This is a genomic window from Dyadobacter sp. CY345 (assembly GCF_021502725.1).
Taxonomy (GTDB): Bacteria; Bacteroidota; Bacteroidia; order Cytophagales; family Spirosomataceae; genus Dyadobacter.
On the sequence record NZ_JAKFFS010000003.1, the window covers coordinates 675,098 to 692,267 of the forward strand.

Genomic DNA, 17,170 nt, shown 5'->3' on the forward strand with positions numbered 1-17,170 from the left:
TGCGAAATATTATTAGGTATTTTGACTTTAACACTATGCTAATATTCTGAAATAACTTAATTTAAATACAATTATTTGCCGCCTATGCTTAGTCGAGTTGCTAATTCAATCTATTGGATGAATCGTTATATGGAACGGGTTGAAAATTATGCCCGTTTTGTCGGAGTGAATTTTAACCTAGCACTTGACCTTCCTCCTGACGTGGATGAGCAATGGGAGCCGCTTCTTATTGCCACTGCCGACCACTTTCTTTTTTACAAGCATTATGATAAGCCAACGAAGGAAGATGTGATCCATTTCATGACTTTCGATAAGCGCAATCCGAATTCTATCGTAAGTTGTTTATATGAAGCAAGGGAAAATGCCCGGACGATTCGTGAGACAATTTCAAAGGAAATGTGGGAAAGTATTAATACATTTTATCTGACAATCCGTGGAACATCACCTGATGATTTCAGGAATATGGATCACATGCAATCCTTTTTTACGGATATTCGTAAAAATTGCCAGCTTTTTCACGGTGTCGTGGATTCGTCCATCACGCGTAATGAAGCATGGCATTTTGGTCGCTTAGGCCGCCATATTGAACGCGCAGATAAATGCTCGAGATTTCTTGACGTAAAATATTTTACACTTTTACAGGATAACGGAACAAACGGTTCAACATTGGACCTGATGATGTGGACGGCAGTTTTGAAGTCGGTCAGTGCCTACAACATGTATCGCCAGACACACCGCGCTTTGACGCCAATGAACATTGTTGCATTTTTAATTCTTGATAAATTATTTCCGCGTTCCATAGCATATTCTGTTCGTCAGGCTGAGCTTTCTCTGTATGCGATTGCAGGTTCTATTCCTGAACGCGGACACACAAATGCTGCTGAGCGGGCGTTAAGCAAAATGCGCAGCGAATTGGAATTCACCGAGGTTGAAGATGTATTTAAAATGGGCCTTCATAAGTATCTGGATCGTTTTCAGACAAATAATAATGAAGTAGACAAAGCTATTTTTGACATGTATTTTGGACTCGAAACGGAAAAGTCACAGAGTCAGTCAATGAGCCAGACTTCCGGCCATTTCAAAAGCCAGTGGATGAATTGAACCAATCGCAGTTGGTCAGGGGTTTTATAATTACTTCATAGCATTGTCTTTTTTGCTATAATCCGGAAAACTCCATGAATCTTAAAGTTCGTCATTCACTTGATTATAGTTACGATTTCCCAGTTGAACTGGATTCTCATACACTTTATCTATATCCCAAGGCATATCCCCACCAGCGCGTATTGAATTACTCGCTGGTGATAAATCCTATTCCCTCCAACGTTATAAAAAATGTTGACGCGGAAGGAAATGTTGAGCAGGTAGTTCACTTTTTCCAGGGATCGGTAAACAGGTTGACGGTACAGGCTGAGATGACGGTTTGTTCTGATTTCGTTAACGTATTCGATTTTGTACTTTTCCCATTTATCACAAAAAACATTCCGTTTTTATATGATAATCGAATTTATAAATATCTGATTCCTTACCTGAATCGCGACGATGTCACAACTTATGTGGAACAGTTCGCCCGAAAAATAGCAGCTGAAGTGAACTGGGAAACGGTTCCTTTTCTTGTGGAACTCAGTAAATTTATCGCAGAAACTTTTACGTACCAAAACAGGGAATTCGGAGTGGCATATCCGCCAGATGCTACGTTAAGAGATAAAATTGGTTCCTGCCGCGATTATTCCAGGCTGTTTATTGCGGCATGCAGAAGTTTGGGGATAGCAGCCCGTTTTGTGAGCGGTTATCTGTATGGAAATCTAATGCAGGCCCACGAACTGCATGCCTGGGTTGAAGTATATCTGCCTGGCGCCGGGTGGCGTGGTTTTGATCCGACGGAGGGAAAAGTAATTGCTAATAACCATATCAGTCTGGGCGCTTCTGCGGATTTTAATCAGCTGGCACCGGTTATGGGATTTTTCAGAGGTTCGGCTCAGTCGACGCTTGTAACCCATGTAGACATTGAGTTGGTATAATTTAAATAAATCCGGTAGTCAAATCTTGGATTGTTTTGTCAAATAATCCGGTAGACCGCGGGAAATTTGTTATTTTTGTATCGTAACAAACAGAGGAATACTAGATCGTGACGTTAATCAAATCTATATCAGGAATCAGAGGGATAATAGGAGGGAAATCCGGAGATGCACTGACTCCAATTGATGTTGTTAAGTTTGCTGCTGCATATGGCACTTGGTTGAGGAGGACAAATCCACAAAATTTAAAAGTAGTTATCGGACGTGATGCCAGGCTTTCGGGCGAAATGGTAAGCCGTTTGGTGGCGGGTACCCTACAAGGTGTAGGTCTTAACGTTATCGATTTAGGGCTTTCCACGACTCCTACGGTCGAAATTGCGGTTACGGCCGAGGAAGCAGCGGGAGGAATTATCCTTACCGCAAGCCATAATCCTATTCAGTGGAATGCTTTAAAATTGCTTAATCACGACGGAGAATTTATTTCGGAAGAAGAAGGAACAGAGATTTTGAGAATCGCTGATGAAGAAGATTTTCTTTTTCCTGATGTTAAAAAACTCGGAAGTTATCGTGCCGACGATACTTATCTTCAAAAACACATTGATCATATCCTTTCATTATCACTTGTGGATGTTGAAGCGATCAAGGCTGCCAATTTCAAAATAGTTGTCGACGCTGTGAATTCAACAGGGGGAATTGTGGTTCCGATGTTGCTTGAAGCATTAGGTGTTGAAACAAAAAATATTAAAAAGTTACATTGTGAGCCAACGGGTAATTTTGCACATAACCCAGAACCACTCCCCGAACATTTGCGGGATATCAGCAAAGAATTAAAGGATGGTGCGTTTAATCTTGGTATTGTCGTTGACCCTGATGTCGACCGTCTGGCTCTGATATGTGAGGATGGATCGCCGTTTGGTGAAGAATATACTCTGGTTGCAGTTGCTGATTACGTTCTTAAAAATACACCAGGAAATACAGTTTCAAACTTATCTTCTACGGCGGCTTTAAAAGATGTCACGTTAAAAGCGGGAGGCGAATATTTTGCTTCTGCTGTCGGTGAGGTGAATGTGGTTACAACAATGAAAGCAAATAATGCAATCATTGGCGGTGAAGGAAATGGCGGAGTTATATATCCTGAAAGTCATTATGGCCGGGATGCTCTGGTAGGAATTGGATTATTTCTAACGCATTTAGCCAAGTTTGGAAAGACTGCATCTGTACTCCGGAAATCTTATCCAAGTTATTATATTTCAAAAAATAAAATTGAATTAACGCCGGATATTAATGTTGATAATATTCTGAGCCGTATTCAGACAAAATATTCCAAGCAGCCATTGAGTACTATTGATGGAGTAAGAATTGAATTTAACCGGGAATGGGTTCATTTGCGTAAATCGAATACAGAACCGATTATCCGTATCTATTCAGAATCAGAAACATTGACAACGGCTGTTAATCTGGCAAATAAAATCATTTCCGATATCAAGGAAATAATTTCAGAACCGAAAAACAAATAATGAAAGCCTATTTTGATAACGCTGCCACGACCCGTCTGGATCAGGAAGTTTTGGAAACCATGTTGCCTCTGATGACAGAGACTTATGGTAATCCTTCTTCAATCCATTCTTATGGACGTGCAGTTCGTTCCGCGGTGGAAAGAGCACGGAAAAGTGTAGCAGGCATATTAAATGCAGCACCTGCCGAAATATTTTTTACCTCCGGCGGAACAGAAGCAGATAACACAGCGATCCGTTCAAGCATCGAAACTTTTGGCCTGAAACATGCCATCACTTCGAAAATTGAACATCATGCCGTGCTTCACACCTTGGAGCATTTGGCAAAATCCGGACAGATTGAATTAAGTTTTGTCAATCTGAATGAAAAAGGCGATGTGGATCTGGGACATCTGGAAACACTTTTGCAAACAAATTCCCGCTCACTTGTTTCCTTAATGCATGGAAATAATGAGATTGGAAATTTACTTGATCTTGATGTTGTTGGTGATTTGTGCAAACATTACGACGCGATATTTCATAGTGATACGGTACAAACCATGGGTCATTATAAACATGACTTGCAGCAATTGAAAACCAATTTCATCGTTGGTTCGGCTCATAAGTTTCATGGTCCAAAAGGTATCGGATTTCTATACGTGAAACCGGGAACTAAGATTTTTCCATTCGTACACGGCGGTGCTCAGGAGCGTAACATGCGAGGCGGTACTGAAAATGTATACGGAATTGTAGGTTTGGCGAAGGCACTTGAAATAGCTTACCGGGATATGGATCAGCATCGTGCGCATATTGAAAACCTTAAAACAAGAATGATTCACAAGCTTCGTGAAAATATCGAAGGTGTTTCATTCAACGGAAAATCGTCGTCACTTGATGAAAGTTTATATACTGTTTTAAGTGTCAGTTTACCTCCTTCGGGATTAAGTGATATGCTGCTTTTCAATATGGATATTGCCGGCATAGCAGTTTCCGGGGGAAGTGCCTGTGCAAGCGGAACAGATGTTGGATCTCACGTTTTAACCGAAATCCAGATCAATCCGGATAGAGCAAATGTTCGTTTTTCTTTCGGAAAATATAATACAGCAGAAGAAGTTGATTATGCAGTGGAAACACTAGCAGAACTTTACCGTAAAGAATCGGTTATGCTGTAAAAGCTGATAAAATAATTAAGACTATAAACAAAAAGAAGTCAACCCCAAAGTTGACTTCTTTTTCTTTATAGACTCTTTTTGAAATATTTATCCTACAAATCACCAATCAAGCCACGACAACCCCTGACAACAAATGACAATTTCCTGACAAAACCTGACCAGGAAAATTACGCCTTCCGAACCATATCCTCCAACGCCTCAATCCAGATATCACTATCGTTCAGACTTTCCACCAATTGCCAGTGTTCGCCGCCTTCTTTTTCAAAGATCTCTTTATATTCTTCACCAACCTCAATCGTTGTTTCCAGGCAATCGGATACAAAAGCCGGGGAAAATGCGAGTACACTTTTTACTCCTTTTTTCACAAGCTCAGGAATCAATTCGTCCGTATAAGGTTTGATCCAAGGCGTTTTTCCAAGTCTGGATTGGAAAGCAACAGTATATTTTCCTTCCGGAATTCCCATACCTTTTACAAAAAGTCGGGTTGTTTCGTAACACTGAGCTCGATAACAATGCTGGTTCTTCTCGTTTAGAGTATCACAGCAAGTACCGAACTGACAATAATTAGCGACATCGCCTTTTGTAATTTGTCTTTCGGGGATGCCGTGATAACTAAAAACAAAATGATCATATTCGCGCTGGGCCATATATTTTTTGCCAAGATTCACAAAACCCTCAACAAATTTTGGATGATCCAGAAAACGATTGATAAATTTAATTTCTGGTAAAACTTCCCAGTCTTTCACAACTTCCATTACTTTCTTGTAAACAGAACCCGTTGAAGCGGAAGCATATTGAGGGAAAAAAGGAACAACGATAATTTCAGAAAGACAAAGTTTTCTGAGCTCGTTCAAACCATTTTCAATACTTGGACTTTGATAACGCATGGCTAGTTTCACCACGAAGTCATCACCCAAAACCTTTTGTAATTTTTTTTCAACAGACTCTCCATAAATCTTCAACGGCGATCCTTCCGGTGTCCAAAGTTCCTGGTAAATTTTTGCGGATTTTGGTGCGCGGAAAGGTGCGATGATTAAATTGATCAGTAACCAGCGATTTAGATAAGGTATATCAATTACACGTTCATCCATTAAAAATTCACGCAGATATTTTCTTACGTCGGGAACGGAAGGACTATCCGGTGTGCCCAGGTTTACAATCAAAACGCCTGTTTTTCCAACAGGTTTTTCTTTTAATAAAGATGGAGTTGTCAGCGTTTCGGTATTCATTTTTATATGTTTTACAGCGGGATTCGTTATTAAATTATATAACTATATCCTGCGTCTACAAAGTTCAGGGGATGATATTTTTTTATACGTTCAGGCCCAATAAAATTTCTTTCAAAACAGCCTGAGCCGACCACTCTCTGTTGGCTGCCTGCTCAATAACCAGTGAACGAGGGCTGTCCAGTACTTCGTCAGCCACTTTCATGTTACGTCTCAGCGGAAGGCAGTGCATGAATTTTCCATTGTCTGTTAGGGCCATTTTTGCCTCTGTGATCATCCAGGAAGGGTCTTGGGTTAAAACCTGACCATAATATGTATAGGACGACCAGTTCTTTCCATAAACAAAATCGGCTCCTTCCAGGGCTTTATCCTGGTCATAAATCACTTGTCCTTTACCAACAAATTTAGGGTCAAGATCATATCCTTCCGGGTGCGTGATCACCAGTTCGACATTCATAGGATTCATCCATTCGCAGAAGGAATTTGCTACGGCCTGGGGTAGTGCTTTAAAATGGGGTAACCAGGTTAGAACTACTTTTGGACGTTCTTTAATCTTGAATTCTTCAATGGTGATACAGTCGGCCAGAGATTGCAGCGGATGGCGTGTTGCCGATTCCAGGTTTACGATCGGAACCTCGGCGTATTTTTTGAATTGTTGAAAAACAGTTTCTGCGTAGTCCTTATCACGATCTTCAAGCTCGGCAAAGGACCGGATAGCGATGATGTTGCAGTAGCGACCCATAATTGCTGCTGCTTCTTTTACGTGTTCGGCTTTGGTACCATTCATGATGACACCTTCTTCCATTTCAAGTCCCCAGCTATCCTGCCCAACATTCATGACAATGACGTTCAAGCCTAAGTTCGCCGCCGCTTTTTGGGTACTTATACGGGTACGTAAACTTGAATTGAAGAACATCAAACCGATGGTCTTGTGTTTGCCAAGTGTTTCGTCAGCAAAGGGATTACGTTTCGCTTCAATCCCACTGTTGATGAGCTGATTCAGATCTGAGACGTCGGCAAAGGAAAGGAAATGTTTCATTAATGTTGTATTTAACCGCAATGGACGCAATTGTTTTCGCAATGGACGCAATAAATTATAATCCGTTTGCCAATCTTTTGACACCGTTTTTTATTAATGCGACATTGAAATTAATCAATAGTTCGAGTTTGCAATTCGTTAGTTTTAGATAAGTTAATAATTGAGCAACATGCACATCGTTCAATGCTTCAACAGCTTTTATTTCAACGATTACACAATTCTCTACCAATAAATCTATTCTATATCCGACTTAAAGTCTGATATCTTCATATAAAAGAGGAAGTGCTTTTTGCTTTTTAACTAAAAGCCCCTCTTTTTTAATTTCATAGTATAGACATTCTTCATAAGCAGATTCCAGTAAACCTAGCCCCAATGTCTTATGTACTTTCAGGGCACAAAAATAGATTTGTTTTGCAATTCTATTCTCAAAAATATCCATTGCGTCCATTGCGAACACCTATTGCGCCTATTGCGGTTAAGAAAGGCTAGTTACTTCTGTTCTTAAAGCTTCCAAAAACAAATCAGCCTCGACCTTACCAAGTGCAAGCGAAGGCAACAACCGAATCGTATTAGCTCCCGCAACGCCCGTGAACATCTTATGCTCAAATAACAATTTATTCCGAAGATCTTTCACTGGGAAATCGTATTCAATTCCGATCATCAAACCTCGGCCGCGGAGTTCTTTATATCCACCAATTTCCTTGATACCATTCATCAGATATTCGCCAATCTCGGAAGCATTATCCAAAAGGTTTTCGTTTTTCATAATGTCAAGCACAGCAATTCCCGCTGCACAAGCCATATGATTTCCACCAAAAGTTGTACCAAGCAAACCGTAGCTGGCTTTGAATTTCGGAGAAATTAAAACACCACCGATTGGAAAACCATTACCCATACCTTTCGCCATTGTCATCAGATCCGGATCAATTCCGCTGAACTGGTGCGAGAAGAATTTCCCGGTACGGCCATAACCACACTGCACACTATCCAGAATCAAAACAGCTCCGGTTTCGTCACATCTTTTACGCAAAGCCTGAAGAAATTCATCACTGCTAACTTGAATTCCGCCAACACCCTGGATTCCTTCCACAATTACTGCACAAACTTCGTCAGTAATACCTTCTTCCAATGCCTCAATATCATTGAAAGGAAGAAAAGTAACATGTTTATTATAATTCACAGGAGCAACGATCGACGGATTGTCAGTTGCCGCAACAGCGCCGGCGGTACGTCCGTGAAACGCTTTTGTAAAAGCAACTACTTTCGAACGACCTGTATGAAATGACGCCAATTTTAAAGCATTTTCATTCGCTTCTGCACCAGAGTTTACCAGAAAAAGTTTGTAATCCGGATAACCAGAAAGGTCTCCAAGTTTCTCAGCCAATTCTTCCTGTAAAGAAATTTTTACAGAATTCGAGTAAAAATTAATCGCATGAAGCTGCTTGCTTAACATATCGACATAATACGGATGACAATGTCCAACGGAAATCACAGCGTGACCGCCATAAAGATCCAGGTATTTTGTACCATTCGTATCCCATAAATAACTGCCTTCAGCTTTTACAGGTTCTATATCGTAAAGGGGGTATACATCAAATAAGTGTGACATAGTAATATTGTTTATCAGATCAATTCCAAAGAATCGATTCTTTGAAAATGTTTTTGATTTAAGGTCTTTACAGGTAATTGAAAAGTTAAGGCAGTTGCTGCTATGAAAATATCCCGGAACTCAATCAATAAGTTTTGCCTTCGCAGGCTATGGTAAATTTCAGCAGCTTTTAATGAAACTTCGGCTGTAAATGGCAACACCGATACACCATCTAATAATATTTCAACGTCACTTTTCTTTTGCAAATCGGTTGCTCCCATCATTAATTCATAAACAGTTACTGCTGATACAAAAAGCACCGCGTTGTTTGGTAAAGACGCTAAAATTGTTTTTGACTTATCTTGTTTCCTAAGATATTCAATGAATATGCCGGTATCGATTACCATTCCGGAATTTCCCATTGATTTAATTTTTTACTATTTTCTTCAATAATCTTAATTTCATCATCATTCCAGGTTGAAACAGACTTAATTTTTTCCTTCCATCCTGCAAGGTTTCCCTCGGACTGCTTGGCTTTCTGCTGCGCCAATAAGGTATCGGCATAAGTAATTAATTGCCTCCGCTGAATCTCGTCAAGCTGGTTATAGGCCAGGAGTAAATCGTTCATAATAATGAAAATTAATCATTTCAACTTCCTGCAATAACAAAAATTTCTTAAAATGATGGTGCCTTCAACCTTAATCCTGCATCTTCAGGTAATCCGAAGATCAGGTTCAGGTTTTGAACCGCTTGTCCGGAAGCACCTTTTGTTAAATTATCAATGATACTGCTGATCAACAATTGACCATCATGAACTTCCAAATGAATGAAACATTTATTGGTATTAACAACCTGCTTTACATCAATAGGCGAATCGCTTACATGCGTGAATGGATGTTCTGCGTAATAGTTTTTATATAATTCTTTCGCTTCTTCAATTGTTCCTGAATACGGCGTGTAAACATTAGCCATGATTCCACGGGTAAAATCACCGCGATAAGGAACGAAATTCACTGCCTTGTCAAAACCAGCCTGCAATTTCTTTAGGCTCATTTTTATTTCAGTCAAATGTTGGTGACTAAAAGCCTTGTAAATAGACAGGTTATTGTTTCTCCATGAAAAATGTGTCGTTGCACTTAGCGACTGACCAGCACCGGTACTTCCTGTCACAGCACTTACATGGACGTCGTCCTTCAATAAACCAGCATTCGCCAACGGTAAAATCGCCAGCTCAATACTCGTCGCAAAACAACCAGGATTAGCAATCTTGGTCGAAGTCTTTATTTTTTCTTTTTGAAGTTCTGGTAAACCATACGTGAACCCATTTGATTCATCACGGAAATCAGTGCTCAAATCAATGATTTTTACAGTTTCTGGAACGTTATATTCATCCAAAAACTTCTTTGATTCTCCGTGACCTGAGCACAAGAAAATCGCGTTCAGACTTTCCTGATTCAATAAGGTTTGAATATCCTCTCCTGAAAAAGTCAGCTCTGTATCACCCAATAACTCTGTATGCGTTGCATAAACCGGCTTCCCGATCTGGCTTTTACTATGCGCAAAGGCAATATTTACATTCGGATGGTTTATGACAATTCTCAATAATTCTCCTCCTGTGTAACCAGCAGCACCGATGATGCCTATATTTATTTTTTTGTCCATAATTTGTTCATTTCCACATTGTTTTTACAAATGACGATTTTTCAATTTTAGGATCATTTGTTAAAAAAGGGCAATTAAATGTATATGCCGTTCCAGCAATCAGCCGATCGTGCAGTTCCGGAGTATCTTTTATTTCAAAAGATTTGAGAATAATTTCATTTGTTAGCTCAGCTATTTTAAAGCTATTACAAGATTCTATTAGCGACTGGACATCTTTAAGCGAAGTTTCAATTCTTCCCTTTTCAAACAAATATCCAATTTCTGCCAAGACAATAGCTGGAATCCAAATTGATATGTTACTATCAATATGATTTGACATTTCAAATATTTCGGTAATTGTAAGCGGTAATTTTCTTTGCTCTAACCAAATTACTACCGCCATAGTATCGGCAACATATTCCCGAGGAATGTCAGTCATTTATTTTGGGATAAGTTAATTTATATCCAGTGAATTCCTCTTCTAAGTGAGAGATTTCTGATTGAGACAAGCTATCTAGTTCCAATCTTATTTGTTCATTGGACGATTTTGCTTGCTTGTTTATCAAGAATTCTGCAAAATCAAGAATTTCCTTTACCAGCAATTCTGGTAATTCTTCGGTTGCTTTAACAATCTCATTTTGAAGTTCGCTCTTGCTCATCTTAAAAGTATTTAGAAAATATTGCTGAAATGCGTTTTAACCCATTATGGAAATTACTTTTCAGCAATACTTGATTTTTTCACTTCCCAATCATTAATAATTAACCCTTAACAATTAACCCTTAACAATTAACCCTTAACCATTACTCTCGCTAACTTTCTGATAAATCATCACCTGATTCGAAGCGACTTTTGAGAATCCTCTTACGTCGTCACCTGTCCAGGCATTATTCATTTCACCATAACTCCCAAATTTCGAAGACATTAGATCAAATGGAGATTCGATTCCTTCTACGTAGAAACGGTATGGCGCAAGATGTACGTGTACTTTTCCGGTAACATGAGATTGCGTATCAGATAAAAACGCCTCAATATTACGCATAACGGGTTCCGTGAACTGTCCTTTGTGAAGTAGCGTCCCGTAAGTATTAGAAAGTTGTTCTTTCCAGTAAAGTTGCTGCTCGCTCAAAACGTGTTTTTCAAGCGTATGATGTGCTTTAATGATAATCAAAGGAGCAGCGGCTTCGAAACCAACGCGACCTTTAATACCAATAATCGTATCACCCACATGAATATCACGGCCGATTCCAAATGGCTGCGCGATGGCTGCCAATTTCTGAATTGCCTGCACCGGATTTTCAAAAGATTCGCCAGCAACACCTTTCAATTCACCTTCAACGAATTCCAGCGTGATCGTTTCAGGTTCAGTTTTAGAAACCTGCGTTGGCCATGCTTCTTCCGGAAGGTATTTTTCGGATGTCAAAGTTTCTTTACCACCAACCGAAGTTCCCCAAAGACCTTTGTTGATACTATATGCAGCTTTGGCCCATTCGCGACCAACTCCTTTTTTAGTCAGATATTCAATTTCAGCCTCACGTGAAAGTTTTAGGTCACGGATCGGTGTGATAATTTCAGCTTCCGGAATGATTATACGAAACGCCATATCGAAACGAACCTGGTCATTTCCGGCCCCGGTACTTCCGTGCGCAATCGCCGTAGCACCAATTTCTTTTGCGTATTCAGCAACAGCAACGGCCTGAAAAATGCGCTCAGCACTTACAGAAAGTGGGTACGTGTTATTTTTTAAAACATTACCAAAAATCAGATATTTAATACAATCGTTGTAGTAATCTGTTGTTTTTGATATAGTAGCATGACTTTTCACACCTAACGAATAGGCATTCCCTTCAATAGTTTTAAGGTCTTCTTCTGTGAAACCACCGGTGTCAACCAAAACTGAATAAACTTCATAGCCTTTATCTTCGGCTAAATACTTTACACAAAATGAGGTATCCAATCCTCCACTAAACGCTAATACTACTTTGGGCTGTGACATTATATTTATTAATATGATTCTTGTACTATTTTAAATTTTCATTAATTGTTGACTAACTAACTGTTAGTAACGTATCTACGGGTATTCCTAAGTTCTTATTTAATTCCCTAATCATTTTAATTGTCAGGTTCCTTTTCTTATTCAATACTTCAGAAACTCTATTCTCCCCACCGAAGTAAGGAGCAACATCTTTCCGCGTCAAATGCAGTTGACTCATTCGTTCCTTAATTGCTTCAATTGGATCTGGTTTTGGAATTGGGAAATGCCTTTTTTCATAGTCAATAGCCAAAACCGTAACTGCTTCTAAAATATCCAAGGCTCTTTTGCGTAGTTTCAAATCTTCCAATAGGTCAGCATCTATTAAAGCATCAATTATTTTAGATGCCTCCTCAAAATCTACTGAATTGGTAATTGGTCTGATAACAATGTCATCCAAATTTATTGCAAGTGTTTTCATATTGCTTTGAATGATTATATGTTCTTAATATTTTCAATTTTATCGTATTCAATATGAGTACCTAAGAACCTAACAAAAACAAACTGCTTATCGTATTCAAATTTGGCAATCAGTCGGTATTTATTATGAGTTATATTAAATACTATTCTTCCATTTCCAATTGTATCGGCATTTTTGAAAAACTTAATTACCTCATTAGGGCTTTTAAAGTGCGTTTTTTCAATGGTATCGTACCAAAATTCCAAAGCAGGCCTTGCATCTGGCGATCTATCCCAAAAATCTCTAAGTGTGCTTCTAGTAAAAATTCTCATTTTGTGTGTGTAAAAGTACTCAAGTATTCCCGAATTGGGAAAAGCTTATTCCTTTATCGCTATTTTAATTCAGTATGTAACGAAAAATACCTCGCATCGGAGTTTAAAAGCTGCCGGGCGAGGTATTTAGAATGATATAATAATCAATAATATGAGTGCTGTACTTAGTGTACGAGCATCGCCTCGGCATTTTTCTTTTTGGCACGTTCTTCCCTTCGCAGCAAAATACGTTGTTTAATACGCATCCAGCGCTCGTAAAGACTCGATTCTTTCAAGAAATCCCATGAATCTTTTTCATGTTTCGCCTCGACTTCCTTGTGATCTTCAGGATTGTACATCATGCCGGTGCACAAGCAGTGTTTTCTGCCCGTACGACTCAGTACATCATAATTTACACAGCTCGCACAGCCTTTCCAGAACGCGTCATCCGCAGGAAGTTCGCTGAAAGTAACAGGTTCGTAACCCAGATCGGAGTTGATCTTCATTACCGGCAAGCTGGTGGTGATACCAATAATTTTGGCATCAGGGTATTTTTTACGTGAAAGTTCAAATGCTTTTTGCTTAATCGCTTTTGCCATCCCGCTCTGACGGAAATTCGGATGTACGATCAGACCGGAATTGGCGACAAATTTGCCGTGTTCCCAGGTTTCGATATAACAAAAACCTACCCATTCTCCCGTGTCAGTAGTGGCAATAATCGCTTTTCCTTCTACCATTTTTTCCATGATATAAACAGGAGAGCGTTTTGCTATACCAGTACCACGTTTTTTGGCACTCTCTTCCATTTCTGCACAAATAGTTTCGGCAAAATGGAGATGATTTTCATTGGCAGCTTGTACAATAAACTTACAGCCTACTACTTCGGTATTTTTCATTTATGAATGTACTGACGAAAAATTGTTCGAAACAAAAATTAAATTCCCAGAAAACTACGATGGGACGTTTCAAAAATTTAAAAAAGACGGGGATAGAAGTTTTACCACATAGGTAAACAAGAGTTAGACGGTCCTGGGGGACCTAAACCTGAAAGGTGTAGTATGAAGAACAGTATGTATTCCGTTGCTATTCATTTGACTTGGTTGGTCCGTCTAAGAGGATGCAAATTTTGTAAAAAAAAATGTTACTTGAAAGAAACATGCATTATATTTTTATAGTTCGTCCTATGGAAAAAATATTCGGGCATAACAACAAATTTTCTAGCTTGCATCGGTCTTATAATTTTGAATGAATTTTTGGAATGACAACCCTGACAGCTGACGACCTTCTTTACGGATACATCAATGGAATTTTCCCTATGGCTGAGCCGGATGGAACAATCTATTGGTATTCCCCCGATCCCAGGGCTGTTATTCCTATAGACTCTTACAAACCACACAAGTCACTGAGATCAGTCATTAATAAAAGAACTTTTGAAATCAGGGTCGATTTTGATTTTGAAGGTGTTATGCGTGGTTGTGCAGCGCCTCGTTCCCAGGAAGATGGAACCTGGATCTCTGACGACATCATTTTTGCTTATACCAATTTACATAAACTCGGTTATGCACACAGTGTTGAGGCTTACCGGGAAAATAAACTGGTCGGTGGCTTATATGGTGTATCAATAGGTGGCGTATTTTTTGGAGAATCCATGTTTTATACCGAACCAAATTCTTCCAAGGTTGCTTTTCATTATCTGATCGAAATTCTTCGGGCGAACGGGTATCAATTACTGGACACGCAATTCATAAACGATAATGTTTTGCGCTACGGCGCCATCGAAATTCCGCGAACCGACTATATGGAAAAGCTGAAAAAAGCGCTGCAACTGAACAGGAAATTCCTTTTGAATCCGCCGCAAACCTCACCGCCCAAACATTCCGCTTTTTAATAACCGGCTAACTCAGTAATTTTAGCCTGAAAAGCCGTTCCTGGCGTAAGAAGTATTTTAAGTATTCTCAAAGTGTCAAAATCAATTCTTGTTATCAAGTTCGGGACGGCGTCTATCACGCTTCCTTCCGGTGAGCCCGATGTTACGATTATTTCAGAAGTTGCCCGTCAGGTTTCTTTGCTACATCCCAGCTATCGCATCATCATCGTTTCATCAGGAGCGGTGGGGGCCGGAAAAGCTTATATCAATGATTATAAAGGAACGATGACGCAGCGGAAAGCGGCAGCGTCTGTCGGAAATCCGTTATTGGTTGGACTATATGCCAGTTATTTCGCGCCCAATGGCATTTTTATTGCGCAAAGTCTTTGTGAACGTCAGCATTTTGCCAACCGCAATAAGTTTTTGCAGTTGAAAAATACGTTTGAAGAATTGTGGCAAAACAATATTATTCCCATTGTTAATGAGAATGACGTTGTCAGTGATCGTGAGTTGAAATTTTCGGATAATGATGAGTTGGCAACTTTACTAGCCGTTGGTTTTGGAGCTGAAACATTGATGTTTTGTACTTCGGTTGGCGGATTGCTGGACGAAGAGGGGAAAATTATCGGGAACGTATCCAATGTTAATGAGGTTTTTAAATTCGTACGAACTGATAAATCTTTTCTTGGTTTAGGCGGAATGGCTTCCAAATTGACTTTCGCCAAACTTGCTACCCGTATGGGCATCAAGGTTTTCATTTTTGGAATGAAACAACAGGACGAATTATTGAAAGCGTTGGAAGGAAAAGCCGGTACGGAAATGAGTCCTGAAAAAAGTACATTATCCGCAAGAAACCGCTGGCTAGGAAGCGGAGGATTGGTTTCAGGAAGATTGCAGGTGGACGAAGGCGCAACCAAGGCATTATTGAAAAGAAAAAGCTTATTGGCCGTTGGTGTCACAGAAGTAACCGGAGATTTTGAAGCGGGAGAAATAATTGAAATTTATTCTCCGGAGCAGGAAATGATCGCAGTAGCACGTGCAAGAGAAACTTCTGGTGCTATAAAAGTGAATTTGAAAACATTGAATTTTGAAGTGGCACACGCCAACGATATCGTTTTATTATAATGAAATTGGAATCTATAATACCTCTTTTAAAAGCAACGAAAGATGCCTCGGTGGCGGTTCGGAAATTATCTGACAAACAGAGAGCGGATTTGCTTAATGCTTTGGCGGACAAAGTTTTGGCAAATAAAGCTAACATCATCTCAGAAAACCAAAAGGATCTGGTGTTAATGGATGATGCCGACCCCAAGAAAGATCGACTGCTTTTGAATGAAAAAAGGATTATTGATTTAGCCCAAAGTTTACGTGATGTGGCCGCTTTGCCGGATCCGACGGGAGAAGTTTTGTTGGAAAAAACAATAGAGCAGGGAATGTCATTACAAAAATTGACTGTCCCGCTTGGCGTGGTCGGCGTTATTTACGAATCCAGGCCGAATGTTACGCTTGACGTAGCGTCGCTTTGTTTGCGTTCAGGAAATGCCTGTGTTTTGAAAGGTGGAAAAGAAGCGCATTTTTCAAATACTTATCTGGTAGGTTTAATCCATGAAAGTCTTGCTGAAATGGGTATTGATGAGGCTGCGGTGATGCTTTTGCCGACTGACCGGAAATTTGTCAATGAACTTTTGACTGCAACAAAATACGTGGATATCATTATTCCACGCGGTTCGGAAGGACTTATTCAGTTTGTTCGAAAAAATTCCCTGGTACCAACCATCGAAACCGGAGCTGGTGTTTGTCATACGTATGTTGATAAAACAGCTGATCTAGAAAAGGCGAAGAATATTGTGGTAAACGCAAAAGTTTCCCGCCCGTCGGCTTGTAATGCGCTGGATACAGTATTAGTAGACAGAGAAGTTGCTGCTGCGTTTTTACCAACGCTAAAAGAGGATTTTATAAACTGGAACATAGAAGTTTTCGCAGATGAAACTTCGTTCGAAATTCTTCAAAAAGCAGAATATCCATTTTTACAGAAAGCGGAACCGGAAGATTTTGGAAGAGAATTTCTTGATTATAAATGCTCTATAAAAATTGTCGACGGACTAGACGCCGCAATTGATCATATCTATAATTTCTCATCAAGTCACTCCGAAGCGATTATTTCAAAAGATGCTGCCGCGATTGAAAAGTTTTTAAATGAGGTAGATGCAGCTGCGGTATATGCCAATGCTTCAACGCGTTTTACAGACGGTGGGGTTTTTGCATTGGGTGCTGAAATTGGAATTTCAACACAAAAACTACACGCCCGTGGACCTTTCGCTTTGGAAAAACTGGTGACTGAAAAATGGGTTGTGAGGGGTGACGGGCAAATTAGGGCGTAATATCATT

At 39.7% G+C, this 17,170-nt stretch carries 19 protein-coding genes and 1 pseudogene; 7 read left to right on the plus strand and 13 right to left on the minus strand.

The features are described from left to right. The first annotated feature begins 84 nt into the window (after positions 1-84). The 4 genes from L0657_RS16745 (at position 85) to L0657_RS16760 (ending at position 4,680) form a co-directional block, all read left to right on the plus strand. Positions 85-1,101 carry an alpha-E domain-containing protein gene (locus L0657_RS16745; protein ID WP_235151900.1) on the plus strand — a complete coding sequence of 339 codons (1,017 nt, stop codon included), beginning with the start codon at positions 85-87 and terminating at the stop codon, positions 1,099-1,101. 74 nt (positions 1,102-1,175) lie between these two features. Next, a complete protein-coding gene (locus L0657_RS16750) occupies positions 1,176-2,018 on the plus strand; it encodes a transglutaminase family protein (protein ID WP_235151901.1) in 843 nt (280 codons plus the stop codon). 107 nt (positions 2,019-2,125) lie between these two features. Continuing rightward, entirely contained in the window at positions 2,126-3,532 is a 1,407-nt protein-coding gene (gene glmM, locus L0657_RS16755; protein WP_235151902.1) for a phosphoglucosamine mutase, read from the plus strand. Next, positions 3,532-4,680, plus strand: coding sequence for a cysteine desulfurase family protein (locus L0657_RS16760; RefSeq protein ID WP_235151903.1), 1,149 nt, complete (start codon positions 3,532-3,534; stop codon positions 4,678-4,680). Before glmM ends, L0657_RS16760 begins: the two co-directional genes overlap by 1 nt. Positions 4,681-4,847: 167 nt before the next feature. On the opposite strand, the gene hemH is transcribed toward L0657_RS16760, so the two are convergent. From hemH to L0657_RS16825, 13 genes and pseudogenes are all read right to left on the minus strand, one after another. Beyond that, positions 4,848-5,909, minus strand: a complete 1,062-nt coding sequence (gene hemH, locus L0657_RS16765; protein ID WP_235151904.1) for a ferrochelatase — start codon at positions 5,907-5,909, stop codon at positions 4,848-4,850. 82 nt (positions 5,910-5,991) lie between these two features. Next, positions 5,992-6,945, minus strand: a complete 954-nt coding sequence (locus L0657_RS16770; RefSeq protein WP_235151905.1) for an N-acetylornithine carbamoyltransferase — start codon at positions 6,943-6,945, stop codon at positions 5,992-5,994. A 55-nt stretch (positions 6,946-7,000) separates the two neighbouring features. After that, positions 7,001-7,393 (minus strand): annotated as a pseudogene (locus L0657_RS16775) (GxxExxY protein). A 27-nt stretch (positions 7,394-7,420) separates the two neighbouring features. Continuing rightward, on the minus strand, positions 7,421-8,554 hold the full coding sequence (locus L0657_RS16780; RefSeq protein WP_235151906.1) for an aspartate aminotransferase family protein: 1,134 nt from the start codon (positions 8,552-8,554) through the stop codon (positions 7,421-7,423). Positions 8,555-8,568: 14 nt separating this feature from the next. Further along, positions 8,569-8,955 (minus strand): type II toxin-antitoxin system VapC family toxin, encoded by a 387-nt coding sequence (locus L0657_RS16785; RefSeq protein ID WP_235151907.1) that lies wholly within the window; start codon positions 8,953-8,955, stop codon positions 8,569-8,571. Continuing rightward, complete coding sequence (locus L0657_RS16790) at positions 8,934-9,161, minus strand: hypothetical protein (protein WP_235151908.1); 228 nt, start codon at positions 9,159-9,161, stop codon at positions 8,934-8,936. Before L0657_RS16790 ends, L0657_RS16785 begins: the two co-directional genes overlap by 22 nt. Before the next feature lie 47 nt (positions 9,162-9,208). After that, positions 9,209-10,195, minus strand: a complete 987-nt coding sequence (gene argC / locus L0657_RS16795) for an N-acetyl-gamma-glutamyl-phosphate reductase (RefSeq protein ID WP_235151909.1) — start codon at positions 10,193-10,195, stop codon at positions 9,209-9,211. A gap of 7 nt (positions 10,196-10,202) precedes the next feature. After that, positions 10,203-10,613: a type II toxin-antitoxin system VapC family toxin gene (locus L0657_RS16800; RefSeq protein WP_235151910.1), complete on the minus strand. Its 411-nt coding sequence runs from the start codon at positions 10,611-10,613 to the stop codon at positions 10,203-10,205. Continuing rightward, positions 10,606-10,833: a DUF2281 domain-containing protein gene (locus tag L0657_RS16805; RefSeq protein ID WP_235151911.1), complete on the minus strand. Its 228-nt coding sequence runs from the start codon at positions 10,831-10,833 to the stop codon at positions 10,606-10,608. The genes L0657_RS16800 and L0657_RS16805 overlap by 8 nt, the downstream gene beginning before the upstream one ends. A 135-nt stretch (positions 10,834-10,968) precedes the next feature. After that, entirely contained in the window at positions 10,969-12,168 is a 1,200-nt protein-coding gene (gene argG, locus L0657_RS16810; protein WP_235151912.1) for an argininosuccinate synthase, read from the minus strand. 52 nt (positions 12,169-12,220) lie between these two features. Beyond that, entirely contained in the window at positions 12,221-12,625 is a 405-nt protein-coding gene (locus tag L0657_RS16815) for a type II toxin-antitoxin system HigA family antitoxin (protein WP_235151913.1), read from the minus strand. A gap of 14 nt (positions 12,626-12,639) precedes the next feature. After that, entirely contained in the window at positions 12,640-12,936 is a 297-nt protein-coding gene (locus L0657_RS16820) for a type II toxin-antitoxin system HigB family toxin (RefSeq protein WP_235151914.1), read from the minus strand. 164 nt (positions 12,937-13,100) lie between these two features. Beyond that, complete coding sequence (locus L0657_RS16825; RefSeq protein WP_235151915.1) at positions 13,101-13,811, minus strand: GNAT family N-acetyltransferase; 711 nt, start codon at positions 13,809-13,811, stop codon at positions 13,101-13,103. A 362-nt stretch (positions 13,812-14,173) separates the two neighbouring features. On the opposite strand from L0657_RS16825, the gene aat reads away from it, so the two are divergent. The 3 genes from aat (at position 14,174) to L0657_RS16840 (ending at position 17,163) form a co-directional block, all read left to right on the plus strand. After that, positions 14,174-14,803, plus strand: coding sequence for a leucyl/phenylalanyl-tRNA--protein transferase (aat, locus tag L0657_RS16830; protein WP_235151916.1), 630 nt, complete (start codon positions 14,174-14,176; stop codon positions 14,801-14,803). Positions 14,804-14,875: 72 nt separating this feature from the next. Further along, positions 14,876-15,907, plus strand: coding sequence for a glutamate 5-kinase (proB, locus tag L0657_RS16835; RefSeq protein ID WP_235151917.1), 1,032 nt, complete (start codon positions 14,876-14,878; stop codon positions 15,905-15,907). 5 nt (positions 15,908-15,912) lie between these two features. Continuing rightward, positions 15,913-17,163, plus strand: a complete 1,251-nt coding sequence (locus tag L0657_RS16840) for a glutamate-5-semialdehyde dehydrogenase (RefSeq protein ID WP_235151918.1) — start codon at positions 15,913-15,915, stop codon at positions 17,161-17,163. Positions 17,164-17,170: the final 7 nt, after the last annotated feature.

Coding starts and splice junctions, on each gene's coding strand:
- L0657_RS16805 (WP_235151911.1), bottom strand. CDS start 10,833: ATGAGCAAGAGCGAACTTCAAAATGAGATTGTTAAAGCAACCGAAGAA.
- hemH (WP_235151904.1), bottom strand. CDS start 5,909: ATGAATACCGAAACGCTGACAACTCCATCTTTATTAAAAGAAAAACCT.
- L0657_RS16800 (WP_235151910.1), bottom strand. CDS start 10,613: ATGACTGACATTCCTCGGGAATATGTTGCCGATACTATGGCGGTAGTA.
- L0657_RS16785 (WP_235151907.1), bottom strand. CDS start 8,955: ATGGGAAATTCCGGAATGGTAATCGATACCGGCATATTCATTGAATAT.
- L0657_RS16750 (WP_235151901.1), top strand. CDS start 1,176: ATGAATCTTAAAGTTCGTCATTCACTTGATTATAGTTACGATTTCCCA.
- argC (WP_235151909.1), bottom strand. CDS start 10,195: ATGGACAAAAAAATAAATATAGGCATCATCGGTGCTGCTGGTTACACA.
- L0657_RS16820 (WP_235151914.1), bottom strand. CDS start 12,936: ATGAGAATTTTTACTAGAAGCACACTTAGAGATTTTTGGGATAGATCG.
- L0657_RS16815 (WP_235151913.1), bottom strand. CDS start 12,625: ATGAAAACACTTGCAATAAATTTGGATGACATTGTTATCAGACCAATT.
- L0657_RS16760 (WP_235151903.1), top strand. CDS start 3,532: ATGAAAGCCTATTTTGATAACGCTGCCACGACCCGTCTGGATCAGGAA.
- L0657_RS16825 (WP_235151915.1), bottom strand. CDS start 13,811: ATGAAAAATACCGAAGTAGTAGGCTGTAAGTTTATTGTACAAGCTGCC.
- aat (WP_235151916.1), top strand. CDS start 14,174: ATGACAACCCTGACAGCTGACGACCTTCTTTACGGATACATCAATGGA.
- L0657_RS16745 (WP_235151900.1), top strand. CDS start 85: ATGCTTAGTCGAGTTGCTAATTCAATCTATTGGATGAATCGTTATATG.
- L0657_RS16770 (WP_235151905.1), bottom strand. CDS start 6,945: ATGAAACATTTCCTTTCCTTTGCCGACGTCTCAGATCTGAATCAGCTC.
- L0657_RS16780 (WP_235151906.1), bottom strand. CDS start 8,554: ATGTCACACTTATTTGATGTATACCCCCTTTACGATATAGAACCTGTA.
- L0657_RS16790 (WP_235151908.1), bottom strand. CDS start 9,161: ATGAACGATTTACTCCTGGCCTATAACCAGCTTGACGAGATTCAGCGG.
- argG (WP_235151912.1), bottom strand. CDS start 12,168: ATGTCACAGCCCAAAGTAGTATTAGCGTTTAGTGGAGGATTGGATACC.